This window comes from Klebsiella sp. SYXHC3 (assembly GCF_057196925.1).
In genome coordinates this window covers 50,715-64,169 of record NZ_JBXUNG010000015.1, presented here as the reverse complement: position 1 = coordinate 64,169, position 13,455 = coordinate 50,715, and the positions used below count along the sequence as shown (strand labels likewise).

11 protein-coding genes are annotated in these 13,455 nt (G+C 57.7%); 6 read left to right on the top strand and 5 right to left on the bottom strand.

Translation table 11 applies throughout. The annotated features are described in order from the left end of the window. Positions 1-31: 31 nt before the first annotated feature. The 4 genes from AC2CGP_RS23280 to metB all read right to left on the bottom strand — a co-directional run bounded on the left by AC2CGP_RS23280 (position 32) and on the right by metB (position 5,882). Positions 32-946 (bottom strand): DMT family transporter, encoded by a 915-nt coding sequence (locus tag AC2CGP_RS23280; protein WP_015368920.1) that lies wholly within the window; start codon positions 944-946, stop codon positions 32-34. A 151-nt stretch (positions 947-1,097) separates the two neighbouring features. Then, the gene (metF, locus tag AC2CGP_RS23275; RefSeq protein WP_015368922.1) at positions 1,098-1,985 is read right to left on the bottom strand and encodes a methylenetetrahydrofolate reductase; all 888 of its coding nucleotides are present in this window, start codon (positions 1,983-1,985) and stop codon (positions 1,098-1,100) included. Between the two features lie 301 nt (positions 1,986-2,286). Further along, positions 2,287-4,719, bottom strand: a complete 2,433-nt coding sequence (locus AC2CGP_RS23270; protein ID WP_015703951.1) for a bifunctional aspartate kinase/homoserine dehydrogenase II — start codon at positions 4,717-4,719, stop codon at positions 2,287-2,289. A 2-nt stretch (positions 4,720-4,721) separates the two neighbouring features. Next, positions 4,722-5,882: a cystathionine gamma-synthase gene (gene metB / locus AC2CGP_RS23265; RefSeq protein ID WP_015368924.1), complete on the bottom strand. Its 1,161-nt coding sequence runs from the start codon at positions 5,880-5,882 to the stop codon at positions 4,722-4,724. A 265-nt stretch (positions 5,883-6,147) separates the two neighbouring features. On the opposite strand from metB, the gene metJ reads away from it, so the two are divergent. After that, positions 6,148-6,465, top strand: coding sequence for a met regulon transcriptional regulator MetJ (metJ, locus tag AC2CGP_RS23260; protein ID WP_004107547.1), 318 nt, complete (start codon positions 6,148-6,150; stop codon positions 6,463-6,465). A 101-nt stretch (positions 6,466-6,566) separates the two neighbouring features. Here metJ and rpmE read toward each other — a convergent pair whose 3' ends face one another. Further along, positions 6,567-6,779 (bottom strand): 50S ribosomal protein L31, encoded by a 213-nt coding sequence (gene rpmE, locus AC2CGP_RS23255; RefSeq protein ID WP_015368925.1) that lies wholly within the window; start codon positions 6,777-6,779, stop codon positions 6,567-6,569. A 260-nt stretch (positions 6,780-7,039) separates the two neighbouring features. On the opposite strand from rpmE, the gene priA reads away from it, so the two are divergent. From priA to hslU, 5 genes are all read left to right on the top strand, one after another. Continuing rightward, positions 7,040-9,235, top strand: a complete 2,196-nt coding sequence (priA, locus tag AC2CGP_RS23250) for a primosomal protein N' (RefSeq protein ID WP_042894754.1) — start codon at positions 7,040-7,042, stop codon at positions 9,233-9,235. Positions 9,236-9,384: 149 nt separating this feature from the next. Continuing rightward, positions 9,385-10,413 carry a DNA-binding transcriptional regulator CytR gene (cytR, locus tag AC2CGP_RS23245; protein ID WP_015368928.1) on the top strand — a complete coding sequence of 343 codons (1,029 nt, stop codon included), beginning with the start codon at positions 9,385-9,387 and terminating at the stop codon, positions 10,411-10,413. A 93-nt stretch (positions 10,414-10,506) separates the two neighbouring features. Continuing rightward, positions 10,507-11,475 carry a cell division protein FtsN gene (gene ftsN, locus AC2CGP_RS23240; protein ID WP_071596034.1) on the top strand — a complete coding sequence of 323 codons (969 nt, stop codon included), beginning with the start codon at positions 10,507-10,509 and terminating at the stop codon, positions 11,473-11,475. 91 nt (positions 11,476-11,566) lie between these two features. Beyond that, positions 11,567-12,097, top strand: coding sequence for an ATP-dependent protease subunit HslV (gene hslV / locus AC2CGP_RS23235; protein ID WP_015368930.1), 531 nt, complete (start codon positions 11,567-11,569; stop codon positions 12,095-12,097). Positions 12,098-12,106: 9 nt separating this feature from the next. Further along, positions 12,107-13,441, top strand: coding sequence for an ATP-dependent protease ATPase subunit HslU (gene hslU, locus AC2CGP_RS23230; protein WP_015368931.1), 1,335 nt, complete (start codon positions 12,107-12,109; stop codon positions 13,439-13,441). Positions 13,442-13,455: the final 14 nt, after the last annotated feature.

The window sequence follows — 13,455 nt, the reverse complement described above, 5'->3', positions numbered from 1 at the left end:
CCAAATGCCCGGCATTTGCCGGGCATAACGCTTAACGAGTAATACCTTGCCTGGTAATCTGAGGTTGACGTTTTTTAAGGCTGATTATCGCCAGCGCCGCGACGATCAGCACAATACCAGCGCCTTCCACTAGCCCCGGATTTTCACCCAGCAGCCACCAGGAAAACAGCACGCCGCAAACCGGTACCGCCAGCGTACTCAGGCCGGCGACGCTGGCAGGCAGGTTACGCAGAACATACAGCCACAGACTCCAGGCCACCGCCGTCGCCAGGATTGCGCTATAGGCCAGTGCCCAAAAAACCCCAGGTTGCCAGTCAATGCTGCGCTGCGGCACCAGCCACGCCACCACGCTCATCACCAGCGCGGCATACAGCATCTGCCAGGCGGTTAACGACAGTAAATCGAGGCGCGGATAGCGGCGATACATGCGTTTGGCGACAATCGCGCTCGCCCCCCAACTGATGCCGGAGAGGATCGCCAGCAGCGCGCTTTTCATCGAGGAGAAATCCAACTGCCAGGGCTGCAGCACCAGCAGTAGACCGCACGCCGCCAGTACGATAGCGGCATATTGTAGCCGCCGCATGCGCTCGCCTAAAAACAGCGCCGCCATGATCACCACCCAGAACGGCATGGTATAGCTGAGAATGGCGACTTTACCTGCGCCGCCGCTCATCAGCGCCCACTGCGCCAGACCGACCATGCCGCAGGTTTGCAGCAGCGCAATCGCCAGGGTGTAACCAAACGGCGTTGGCCGCATGCCGCGCCCGCGCAGCGCCAACACCGCCATCAGCACAATCGCGCCGAAAATACAGCGCAGGGCGGTAAAATCGAAAGCGCCGATATAGAGCGTTACCTGTTTCATCGCAATCCAGCTGTAGCTCCAGATAAGCGTCAGCAGGACGAGGCCGCAACCGGCCAGGAGATTGCTGTTCCTTGCAACCGTCATAACTTCTCCACCGTCATGATTTTTGCGGGCACTATACTCTCTTTGGCGGCAGGTTGCTTAAGGGCAGAGCGCACTTTTCGTGCGAAAAAAGAGGGCGGCGAATTGCAGTTCGCCGCCCCGACAGGAATGAAAAAATAGTTAAAACAGGTAATTACGCTGGACGCACGCCCAGAGTATGGCAAATGGCATAGCTCATTTCGGCGCGATTCAGGGTATAGAAGTGGAAATCTTTCACTCCTTCGCGGCTTAAAATTTTCACCATGTCCATGGCGATATTCGCCCCTACCAGTTGGCGCGTTTCGGCATCGTTATCCAACCCTTCGAACATTTTCGACATCCAGGTCGGAATACGCACGTTCGTCATATCGGCAAATTTCTTCGCCTGTTTAAAGTTGGAGACCGGCAGAATGCCCGGAATAATTTCCACATCGATACCGGCGGAGACGCAGCGGTCACGGAAACGCAGGTAGCTTTCGACATCAAAAAAGAACTGAGTGATCGCGCGATTAGCGCCCGCTTCTACTTTACGTTTCAGGTTCAATAAGTCGGCCTGCGCGCTTTTGGCTTCCGGATGCACTTCCGGATAGGCGGCGACGGAGATATCAAAATCACCGACGTCTTTTAGCAGCGTCACCAGGTCGGCGGCGTACATCTCCGGCTTGCCGCTACCCGGTGGCAGGTCGCCGCGCAGCGCGACGATATGGCGGATACCGTTGTTCCAGTAATCCTGGGCAATCGCGCGCAGTTCATCGCGACTGGCGTCGATACAGGTCAGGTGCGGCGCTGCTTCCAGACCAGTGCGGTCTTTAATGCCCTTGATAATGCTATGAGTGCGGTCGCGCTCGCCGGAGTTCGCCCCGTAGGTGACGGAAACAAACTTTGGCTTCAGGCTGCTTAAGCGATCGATGGATTTCCACAGGGTTTGCTCCATTTCACTGGTACGCGGCGGAAAGAATTCAAAGGACACATTAATCTGGCCCTGGACTTCCGCCAGGCTCTGATTCAGGGCTTCCCGCTGATTGGCGTGAAAAAAGCTCATACCTTACCTCATCAATCGCATTATATTTATCAGTCGTGTTGCGAACTTCTATACGTTTAGACGTCCAGATGTAAAAATGACGGAAAAGCGGGCGGGCGTCAATAGAAAAATCTGCGTAAACAGTGAGGAATTTTCAGTCAAAGTGAAAAAAGTTCATCTGGCGTCAGGCCAGGCGCGTTAATTATCCGCAAGATCAAAGAGCCCACGCTGCCGACGCAGCATCTCACCCTCTCAGGGCAGCTGGTGGCGCGGGAATGAGCATAATGAAGGCCGGCCCTATGGGCCGGCCTGAGAGGAGAGATTACAGCAACTGCGCCAGACGATTAATATCTGACTGAATAGCCCCGGCGGTGACATCGCGACCCGCGCCTGGCCCGCGGATCACCATTGGATTATCGCGATACCAGCGACTCTCGATGGCGAAGACGTTATCGCACGGCAGCAGCGCCGCCAGCGGATGTTCCTGACGCACTGCTTCTACCCCGACGCGCGCTTTACCGTTAGCATCAAAACGCGCCACGTAACGCAACACCAGCCCCATCTCACGGGCGGCTTCAAGGCGCTGCAGCATCTGTTCGTTCAGCTCTTCGCCGTTCTCAAAGAAGTGGTCAACCGAGCCCTCTTCGCAATGCGCCGGAACCAGCGATTCCACGCGCACCTGATCCGGCTCGATATTGTAACCAGCTTCGCGCGCCAGGATCACCAGCTTGCGCATCACGTCTTTACCTGACAGGTCAACGCGCGGGTCCGGTTCGGTCAGCCCTTGCTGCCAGGCCTGATCCACCAGTTCGGTAAATGGCACCGTGCCGTCAAACTGCAGGAACAACCAGGAGAGCGTACCGGAGAAGATACCGCTCAGCCCCAGGATGGTATCGCCGCTGTCGATGAGATCGCGCACCGTATGGTTAACCGGCAAGCCTGCGCCGACGGTGGCGTTATACAGCCAGTGACGGCCAGTCTTTTCGAAGGCGTCGTGGATCTGGCGATATTTATCGCTGCTGCTGGCGCCCGCCAGCTTATTGGCGCTGATCACGTGAAAACCGTGGCTGGCGAAATCCAGATACTGATCGGCCAGCTGTTCGCTGGCGGTCACGTCCAGCACCACTAAATCATCATAAGGGTGCGCGCGCATCCACAGGAATAGCGACTCTTCATCCTGCTCAACCGCTTCATCTTCAAAGAATGCCAATGCGCGACTGGCATCCAGACCTTCATAGTTCAGCAGGCTACGGCGGCTATCCACCACCCCAGCCAGCAGGAACTCAAAGCCGGTGCGGGCGGAAAGCGTGCTCTGCTCGCGCGCGAACAACTCCAGCCAGCGGGAGCCAATATTACCTTTGCCAAACAGCACCAGACCGATGCGTTTCTCAGCGCGGAACACGGAATGATGCAGCCCCTGAATCAGGCTCTCGGTTGGGCCGGCGCGCAGCACCGCCACCAGGCTGATGCCCTCTTCCGATTGCCAGGTAAACTCTACTGGCTGCCCTTTCAACTGCTGCCAGAAACGGTGGCAGTGCAGCGGATTGCGGGTCACGCCCGCGCCGACCATCGCCACCAGCGCCAGCTTCTGGCGCAGACGCAGCTCGCCCGGCAGGCCCGCCTCGTCCAGCAGCTTCAGCGCGCTGTCGGCCACTTCAGAGGTGTAACAGAACTGCAGCAGCTTACGGTCGGCATGCACGCCCACCGCCAGCGGGCGCAGCTGCGCGCGTTTGAAAATCTGATCCAGCTCTTTATGCGCCAACTTGAAATCCTGACCAGCCGGCACCTGGAATTCAATCAGGCAGACGTCGTCGTGACTGGTGACAATACGCGCGCCGGTGCCAGATGCCAGCACGCGCTCAATGCGCGTCGAACCCTGGTCCGGGGTGTAGCTGCAGCGCAGCTGTAAATCGATATCGCTGCCGGAAACCGGCTGTAGCGTACGCGCGTGCAGCACCGGCGCCGCCAGGCGAGCCAGCTCGCTGGCCTCATCAAGGCGCAGCAGCGGCAGCAGGCACGCATCTTTCACTTTACGCGGGTCGGCGCTATAGACCCCGGCCACATCGCTCCAGATGGTGACGCGGGAGACCCCGGCCAGCGCGCCAATTTGGGTGGCGGAGTAGTCGGAACCGTTACGGCCCAGCAGCACGGTTTCTCCGGCATTGTTACGGGCGATAAAGCCGGTCACCACCAGCCTTTTGTTGGGGTGCTGCGCCATCAACTGTTGTAACAACGGGTAGGATAAGCCTTCATCAACCTGCGGCTGCGCGGCGCGTTCCGCGCGCAGGAAGGCGCGCGCGTCCAGCCAGGCGGCTTCAACGCCAAGGTGATTCAGTACCGCCGCCATCAGGCGCGCGGACCACACTTCGCCGTGGCCGACGACTTCAGCATATACCGCATCGGTGATGCCGCTATCCAGCAGGCCCGCCAGACGTTCAAGATCGTGAATAAACGTCGCGATCAGCGCGTCAGCGGCGTCCGCCGGCAACAGGCTGGCGATCAGATCCATTTGATAGCGACGCAGCGCTTGTTGCACCTGATGCGCAGAAAGACGATCGGTCTGGCTTAGCTGCAGCCAGCTAATCAGCTGGTTGGTGGTGCTACCGGCGGCAGAGACGACCATCATATCGCCTGCCTGCGCATAGTCGGTCATGATCCCGGCGACGCGCAGGTAACATTTCGCATCCGCTAAACTACTCCCACCAAATTTGTGCAGCTGACGACCCTTCGCCCCTGCCTGCGCAATCACACTCATCTTTATTCCTCGTTTGCTGCCCGGAAGCCATTTTCCAGGTCGGCAATTAAATCTTCACCATCTTCAATACCGGTCGAAATACGCAGGAGCGTTTCCGAGATCCCTGCCGCCGCACGCGCTTCCGGCGCCATGCCCGCATGCGTCATCGTCGCCGCATGGGAAATCAGGCTCTCAACGCCCCCCAACGATTCCGCCAGCGTAAATAGCGATAAACCGCTCAAGAAGCGACGCAGCGTCTGCTCATCGCCATCGAGCTCGAAGCTTAGCATCGCCCCAAAACCTTTTTGCTGACGCGCCGCAATCTCATGCCCCTGGTTTTCCGGCAGGGACGGATGATACAGCTTTTTCACCAGCGGCTGGGTTTTCAGATAGTCGACTATCGCCTGCGCGTTGCGCTGCGCCACTTCCATTCGCGGAGAAAGGGTACGCAAACCACGCAATAACAGATAGCTATCAAACGCCCCGCCGGTGACGCCGATATTATTCGCCCACCATGCCAGTTCGGTGACAGTTTCAGGATCTTTGGCAATCACCACCCCGGCGACCACATCAGAGTGGCCGTTGAGATATTTGGTGCACGAATGCAACACCAGATCGGCGCCCAGCGCCAGCGGATTTTGCAACGCCGGGCTCAGGAAGGTGTTATCCACCACGCTCACCGCGCCGGCTTCACGCGCCAGCCCACAGATTTTCGCAATATCGACCACCCGCAGCAATGGGTTGCTCGGGCTTTCGACCAGCACCAGCTTCGGTTGTTCCGCTAGCGCTTCACGTAATGCCTGTTCATCGCTTTGATCGACAAAGCGCACGCGATAGCAGCCGCGTTTCGCCAGGCTGTCAAACAGACGATAGCTGCCGCCATAACAGTCGTGCGGCGCCACCAGCAGATCGCCCGGTTTCAGGAACACCGTGGTCACCAGCAGAATAGCCGACATTCCGGTATTGGTCAGTACCGCGCCCGCGCCGCCTTCCAGCTCCGCCAGTGCGCGCTGTACGACATCGCGAGTCGGGTTGCCGCGACGGGAATAATCGTGGGCGCGAGGTTCGTTGAAACCGGTGAAATTATAGGTGCTGGAGAGGTGGATCGGCGGGACAACGCAACCGTACTGTTCGTCGTCATTTAAACCGCTACGCACTGCAATGGTGGCCTGTTTACGCGTCATGTTGGACAGTTCCTGGGCTGTTCGGTGAGAAGTCAGGCCTCAGAGTAATCATTGTCACAATAGACGTCAATACATCTGGACATCTAAACTTCTTTGCGTATAGATTGAGCAAAAGACAAATAGCCGTTAAAATTATATGCATTAGCGCACGTCGGCGGCGGCTTATATCATGTCGGAAAGTACGCTCATACGGTAAACTACGCGCAATTATGGTCGGGCGTAATGTTCTGGCCCTTAACTAATAAACAGAGGATTAAGGTATCTCATGGCTGAATGGAGCGGCGAATATATCAGCCCATACGCTGAGCACGGTAAGAAGAGTGAGCAAGTAAAAAAAATTACGGTTTCCATTCCTCTGAAGGTGTTAAAGATCCTCACCGATGAACGCACGCGTCGTCAGGTGAACAACCTGCGTCACGCCACGAATAGCGAACTGCTGTGCGAGGCGTTCCTGCATGCCTTTACCGGTCAACCGTTGCCTAACGATGAAGACCTGCGTAAAGAGCGCAGCGATGAAATCCCGGAAGCGGCGAAAGAGATTATGCGTGAACTGGGTATCGACCCGGATACGTGGGAATACTAAGACATAAAAAAAGCGGAAGATATCTTCCGCTTTTTTTATCCCTCGGCCTGGCCAGACGAAGGATACAAAAAAGCCGCCCTGAGGCGGCTTTTTCTGGCAACTTACTTGCTGCCCGGGATGCTGAAGCGCTTGTTGAAGCGGTCAACACGGCCACCGGTAGCAACATCACGCTGTTTGCCGGTGTAGAACGGGTGGCATTTACCGCACACGTCGAGGTTCAGGTCGTGACCAACGGTGGAACGGATTTTCATGACATTACCGCAAGAACAGGTAGCAGTAATTTCGTCGTAATTTGGGTGAATACCTTTTTTCATGGGAGAACCTCAGTTAAGGCCGCGTCGCTCTTCCAGCCCTAACGCCAGACACCACGCGATATTAATAATTTCCCGACGACCTTCGCGCAGCTGGCGTAAACCGGCTTAGCGAATTTCCCGGGTTTTGGGATGTTTGATGCGGCATAAAGCGCACCAAAGGCGGCGAATCATACAGAATTTGACCAGCAGATGCAAACTTATCCGCGTCACCTTCGGTAATGTGTATACTAACCCGCCAGATTTCAAGTCAGGAAGATTCCATGTCCGTCGCTCATGTCGCCCTGCCCGTTCCGCTGCCCCGCACCTTTGACTATTTGTTGCCTGAAGGCATCCCGGTCAAGGCGGGCTGTCGCGTACGCGTGCCGTTCGGCAAACAGGAGCGGATCGGTATCGTGGTGTCGGTCAGCGAACGTAGCGAACTCCCGCTCGCCGAACTCAAACCGGTCGCCGAAGCGCTGGATAGCGAACCGGTATTTTCCTCTACCGTCTGGCGCATGCTGCTATGGGCCGCGGATTACTATCATCATCCCATCGGCGACGTGCTGTTCCACGCGCTGCCGATTATGCTGCGCCAGGGCAAACCGGCCAGCGCCGCGCCAATGTGGTACTGGTTTGCGACGGAACAGGGACAAGCGCTGGATATCAACAGCCTTAAACGCTCGCCGAAGCAGCAGCAGGCGCTGGCGGCGCTGCGCCAGGGCAAAATCTGGCGCTATCAGGTCGCAGAACTTGAATTCAATGACGCGGCGCTACAGGCGCTGCGTGGCAAAGGGCTGGCGGAGCTAGCCTGCGAAGCGCCAGCGATTATTGACTGGCGGACCAGCTTCGCGGTGCCCGGCGAACGGCTGCGCCTGAATACCGAGCAGGCGACCGCCGTCGGGGCAATTCATAGCGCCTCCGACCGTTTCTCCGCCTGGCTGCTGGCGGGTATTACCGGCTCAGGGAAAACGGAGGTCTATCTGAGCGTGCTGGAGAACGTGCTGGCGCAGGGTCGACAGGCGCTGGTGATGGTGCCGGAAATCGGCCTGACGCCGCAGACTATCGCCCGCTTCCGCCAGCGTTTTAACGCCCCGGTGGAGGTCCTGCATTCGGGCCTCAACGACAGCGAGCGCCTCGCATCATGGTTAAAGGCGAAAAATGGCGAAGCGGCGATCGTTATCGGCACCCGCTCGTCGCTGTTTACGCCGTTTAAAGACCTCGGCGTTATTGTCATCGACGAAGAACACGATAGCTCCTATAAACAACAGGAAGGCTGGCGTTATCATGCTCGCGACCTGGCGGTATGGCGCGCCCATAGCGAACAGATCCCGATTATCCTCGGCTCGGCGACCCCGGCGCTGGAGACGCTCTATAACGTGCGCCAGCGCAAGTACCGTGAGTTAAAGCTGACCAAACGCGCGGGCAACGCCCGCCCGGCGCAGCAGCACGTGCTGGATTTAAAAGGCCAGCAGTTGCAGGCGGGCCTATCGCCTGCGCTGATTAACCGCATGCGACAGCATCTGCAGGCCGACAATCAGGTGATCCTGTTTTTGAACCGCCGCGGTTTCGCCCCGGCGCTGCTATGCCACGACTGCGGCTGGATAGCGGAGTGCCCGCGCTGCGATAGTTACTACACCCTGCATCAGGCGCAGCATCATCTGCGTTGCCACCACTGCGACAGCCAGCGCCCCATTCCGCGCCAATGTCCTTCCTGCGGGTCGACGCACCTGATGCCAGTGGGTCTCGGGACTGAACAGCTGGAGCAGGCGCTGGCGCCGATGTTCCCTGATGTACCAATCTCACGTATCGACCGCGATACCACCAGCCGTAAAGGGGCGCTGGAGCAATATCTTGCCGACGTCCATCGCGGCGGCGCACGCATTCTGATTGGCACCCAAATGCTGGCTAAGGGACATCATTTCCCGGACGTCACCCTGGTGTCGCTGCTGGATGTCGACGGCGCGCTGTTTTCCGCCGACTTTCGCTCGGCGGAGCGTTTTGCCCAGCTCTATACCCAGGTCTCCGGCCGCGCCGGGCGCGCGGGCAAGCAGGGTGAAGTGATCCTGCAAACCCATCATCCGGAACACCCGCTGCTGCAGACCCTGCTGTATAAAGGCTACGATGCGTTTGCCGAGCAGGCGCTGGCGGAACGGCAAACCATGCAGCTACCGCCGTGGACCAGTCACGTGCTGATCCGCGCCGAAGACCATAATAACCAGCAGGCGCCGCTGTTTTTACAACAGTTACGTAACCTGTTGCAGGCCAGCCCGCTGGCCGATGATAAACTGTGGGTACTCGGCCCGGTCCCCGCGCTGGCGCCAAAGCGCGGCGGTCGCTGGCGCTGGCAAATTCTGCTGCAGCACCCTTCCCGCATACGTCTACAACATATCGTCAGCGGTACGCTGGCGTTGATAAACACCCTGCCGGAAGCGCGTAAAGTGAAGTGGGTACTGGATGTCGATCCTATTGAAGGCTAAGTCTTCTCTTGCGAGGCGGATCGAAAAATTCAACAACCGTCACGTTTTTCATGAAAATTCTGTAACTCTCAGGCTGTACTATCTGTTAAAAATGTTGCTGATGTCAGCACGCAAGGGATGTGTCTGCGCAGTCAGCGAGGAGAAACCAGGTGAAGCCCAAAAAACAAATGGTTGCCGCCACCATGAAAGACGTCGCCCTGAAGGCAAACGTTTCAACGGCAACCGTATCCCGTGCGCTAATGAATCCCGACAAAGTGTCGCAGGCAACCCGCAGTCGGGTGGAGCAGGCGGCGCAGGAAGTCGGCTATTTACCGCAGTCGCTCGGGCGTAACATGAAACGCAATGAGTCGCGGACGATCCTTGTGATCGTGCCGGATATTTGCGATCCCTTCTTCAGTGAGGTGATTCGCGGCATTGAAGTGACCGCCGCCGACGAAGGCTATCTGGTGCTGATCGGCGATTGCGCCCATCAGAATCAGAAAGAAAAAACCTTTATTGATCTCATTATCACCAAACAAATTGACGGTATGGTGCTGCTGAGTTCGCGCCTGCCGTTCGACGCCAGCGTCGAAGAGCAGCGTAATTTGCCGCCGATGGTCATGTCGAACGAGTTTGCGCCGGAGCTGGAGCTCCCTACTGTGCATATCGATAACCTGACCGCCGCGTTTAATGCCGTTAATTATCTCCACGAACTGGGGCATCAACGTATCGGCTGTATCGCCGGGCCGGAGGATATGCCGCTGTGCCATTACCGGCTGCAGGGATATGTTCAGGCGCTGCGCCGCAGCGGTATCACCGTCGATCCGCACTACATCGCCCGCGGCAACTTTACCTTTGAAGCCGGGGCCAACGCGCTGGAGCAACTGCTGGCGCAGCCGGTGCCGCCGACCGCGGTCTTTTGCCATAGCGACGTTATGGCGCTGGGCGCATTGTCGCTGGCCAAACGTCGCGGCCTGAGGGTGCCGGAAGATTTATCGATTGTTGGGTTTGATAACATCGCGTTGTCTGAATTTTGCGATCCGCCGTTAACTACCGTTTCACAGCCGCGTTTTGATATCGGCCGTGAAGGAATGCTGCTATTACTCGAGCAAATGCAGGGCCGTAACGTCAACAGCGGCTCGCGTCTGCTCGATTGCGAACTGATCGTTCGCGGCAGTACGCAAAAAATCAGACGATAACCATCAGGCTTTCGGGCCTGCTCTTCTGGTCAAAGGCCCGCCGCTTAAGTAACATGGCGGGCTGACGAACGAATATAAGACAGCGAAACGATAGTGGCACAACGAGATTATGTACGCCGCAGCCAACCGGCTCCTTCGCGGCGCAAAAAGAGCAGCCCCCGAAGCTCAAGGAAAAAGCAGAGCAGCCTTCCGGCGATTTCACCGACTATGGTTGCGATCGCAGCGGCCGTGCTGGTGGCCTTTATCGGTGGTCTGTATTTCATTACCCATCACAAGAAAGAAGAAGCGGAAGCGCTGCAGAACCGTCAGGCGGCAGGCAACGGTCTCCCGCCGAAACCGGAAGAGCGCTGGCGCTATATTAAAGAGCTGGAAAGCCGCCAGCCGGGCGTTCGCGCGCCGACTGAGCCAACCGCCGGCGGCGAAGTGATGAAACCCGAGCAGCTTACCGACGAGCAGCGCCAGTTGCTGGCGCAAATGCAGGCGGATATGCGTCAGCAGCCTACGCAGCTGACTGAAGTGCCGTGGAACGAACAAACGCCGGCGCAACGTCAGCAGACGCTGCAGCGTCAACGTCTGGCGCAGCAACAGCAGCAGGCGCAACAGCAGCAGTGGGCGCAGACGCAGCAGCAGACCGCGCAGCAACAGCCGCGCGTCCAGCAGCCGAAGCCGGTGCAGCAACAGCAGCCGAAGCAAACCGCGTCCAACCAGCAGCCGTACCAGGATCTGCTGCAGACGCCGGCGCATAACACCACTGCTCAGCCGAAAACCCAGGCCGCCGCGCCGGTCGCCCGCGTAGAAGAAGCGCCGAAAGCCGCGGCCGCCGAGAAGAAAGACGATCGCAGCTGGATGGTTCAGTGTGGTTCCTTTAAAGGCGCCGAGCAGGCCGAAACCGTGCGCGCTCAGTTGGCCTTTGAGGGCTTTGCTTCGCATATCACCACCAACAACGGCTGGAACCGGGTAGTGATTGGGCCGCTGAAAGGCAAAGAGAACGCCAACGATATGATCAACCGTCTCAAGATGGCCGGACACGCAAACTGCATTCGTCTCGCCGCCAGGGGTTGAAACCCCAAAAATCCCCCCCATCTATAATTGCATTCTGCCCCGCGTAACCCGCGGGGCCCCTATTCCGCTTTTGCAACCAAGGGGTCTGCTCGTGACAACAATAGTTAGTGTTCGCCGTAATGGCCATGTCGTTATCGCCGGTGATGGCCAGGCCACGCTGGGCAACACCGTGATGAAAGGCAACGTGAAGAAAGTGCGTCGTCTGTACAACGACAAAGTGATCGCTGGTTTCGCTGGCGGCACCGCTGACGCCTTCACCCTGTTCGAACTGTTCGAGCGTAAGCTGGAGATGCATCAGGGCCATCTGGTGAAAGCCGCCGTTGAGCTGGCGAAAGACTGGCGTACCGACCGCATGCTGCGCAAACTGGAAGCGCTGCTCGCCGTCGCTGACGAAAACGCGTCGCTTATCATCACCGGTAACGGCGACGTGGTTCAGCCAGAAAACGATTTGATTGCGATTGGCTCCGGCGGGCCATATGCCCAGGCCGCCGCTCGCGCGCTGCTGGAAAACACCGAAATGGGCGCTCGCGACATCGCCGAGAAAGCGTTGGATATTGCAGGGGATATCTGCATCTATACCAACCACTTCCACACCATCGAAGAATTACCTTCTAAAGCGTAAGGATCTCCCATGTCTGAAATGACCCCACGCGAAATTGTCAGCGAACTGGACAAACATATTATCGGCCAGGACGCGGCCAAGCGTTCTGTTGCTATCGCCCTGCGAAACCGCTGGCGCCGTATGCAGCTTAATGAAGAGCTGCGTCATGAAGTCACGCCGAAAAACATTCTGATGATAGGCCCGACCGGCGTCGGTAAAACCGAAATCGCCCGTCGCCTGGCGAAGCTGGCCAACGCGCCGTTCATCAAAGTTGAAGCGACCAAGTTCACCGAAGTGGGCTATGTTGGTAAAGAAGTGGACTCTATCATCCGCGATCTGACCGACGCTGCGATCAAAATGGTACGCATGCAGTCCATCGATAAAAACCGCTATCGCGCCGAAGAAATGGCCGAAGAGCGTATCCTCGACGTGCTGATCCCGCCGGCGAAAAATAACTGGGGCCAGGCTGAACAGCCGCAGGAACCTTCCGCTGCGCGCCAGGCATTCCGCAAGAAACTGCGCGAAGGCCAGCTTGACGACAAAGAGATCGAAATCGATCTCGCCGCGGCGCCGATGGGCGTTGAAATCATGTCCCCTCCGGGCATGGAAGAGATGACCAGCCAGCTGCAGTCCATGTTCCAGAACCTGGGCGGCCAGAAACAGAAACCGCGTAAGCTGAAAATCAAAGACGCGATGAAGCTGCTTATCGAAGAAGAAGCGGCGAAGCTGGTTAACCCGGAAGAGCTGAAGCAAGAAGCTATCGACGCCGTTGAACAGCACGGTATCGTGTTCATCGACGAAATCGACAAAATCTGTAAGCGCGGCGGCAACGCCTCCGGCCCGGATGTGTCTCGTGAAGGCGTTCAGCGCGACCTGCTGCCGCTGGTGGAAGGCTGCACCGTCTCCACTAAACACGGGATGGTGAAAACCGATCACATTCTGTTTATCGCCTCCGGCGCGTTCCAGGTCGCCAGCCCATCAGATTTGATCCCGGAACTGCAGGGCCGTCTGCCGATCCGCGTTGAGCTGAAAGCGCTGACTACCCATGATTTCGAACGTATTCTGACCGAGCCGAATGCCTCCATCACCGTGCAGTACAAAGCGCTGATGGCGACCGAAGGCGTGAATATCGAATTCACTGAAGATGGTATCAAGCGTATCGCTCAGGCGGCATGGCAGGTTAACGAAACCACCGAAAACATCGGCGCGCGTCGCCTGCACACGGTGCTGGAACGTCTGATCGAAGACATCTCTTATGATGCCAGCGAAATGAACGGCCAGACGGTGACCATCGACGGCGATTATGTCGGTAAACACCTGGATGTTCTGGTGGCAGATGAAGATCTGAGCCGTTTTATCCTATAATCCGGTTCAATGCA

Coding starts and splice junctions, on each gene's coding strand:
- hslU (WP_015368931.1), top strand. CDS start 12,107: ATGTCTGAAATGACCCCACGCGAAATTGTCAGCGAACTGGACAAACAT.
- metJ (WP_004107547.1), top strand. CDS start 6,148: ATGGCTGAATGGAGCGGCGAATATATCAGCCCATACGCTGAGCACGGT.
- rpmE (WP_015368925.1), bottom strand. CDS start 6,779: ATGAAAAAAGGTATTCACCCAAATTACGACGAAATTACTGCTACCTGT.
- AC2CGP_RS23270 (WP_015703951.1), bottom strand. CDS start 4,719: ATGAGTGTGATTGCGCAGGCAGGGGCGAAGGGTCGTCAGCTGCACAAA.
- AC2CGP_RS23280 (WP_015368920.1), bottom strand. CDS start 946: ATGACGGTTGCAAGGAACAGCAATCTCCTGGCCGGTTGCGGCCTCGTC.
- priA (WP_042894754.1), top strand. CDS start 7,040: ATGTCCGTCGCTCATGTCGCCCTGCCCGTTCCGCTGCCCCGCACCTTT.
- metF (WP_015368922.1), bottom strand. CDS start 1,985: ATGAGCTTTTTTCACGCCAATCAGCGGGAAGCCCTGAATCAGAGCCTG.
- metB (WP_015368924.1), bottom strand. CDS start 5,882: ATGACGCGTAAACAGGCCACCATTGCAGTGCGTAGCGGTTTAAATGAC.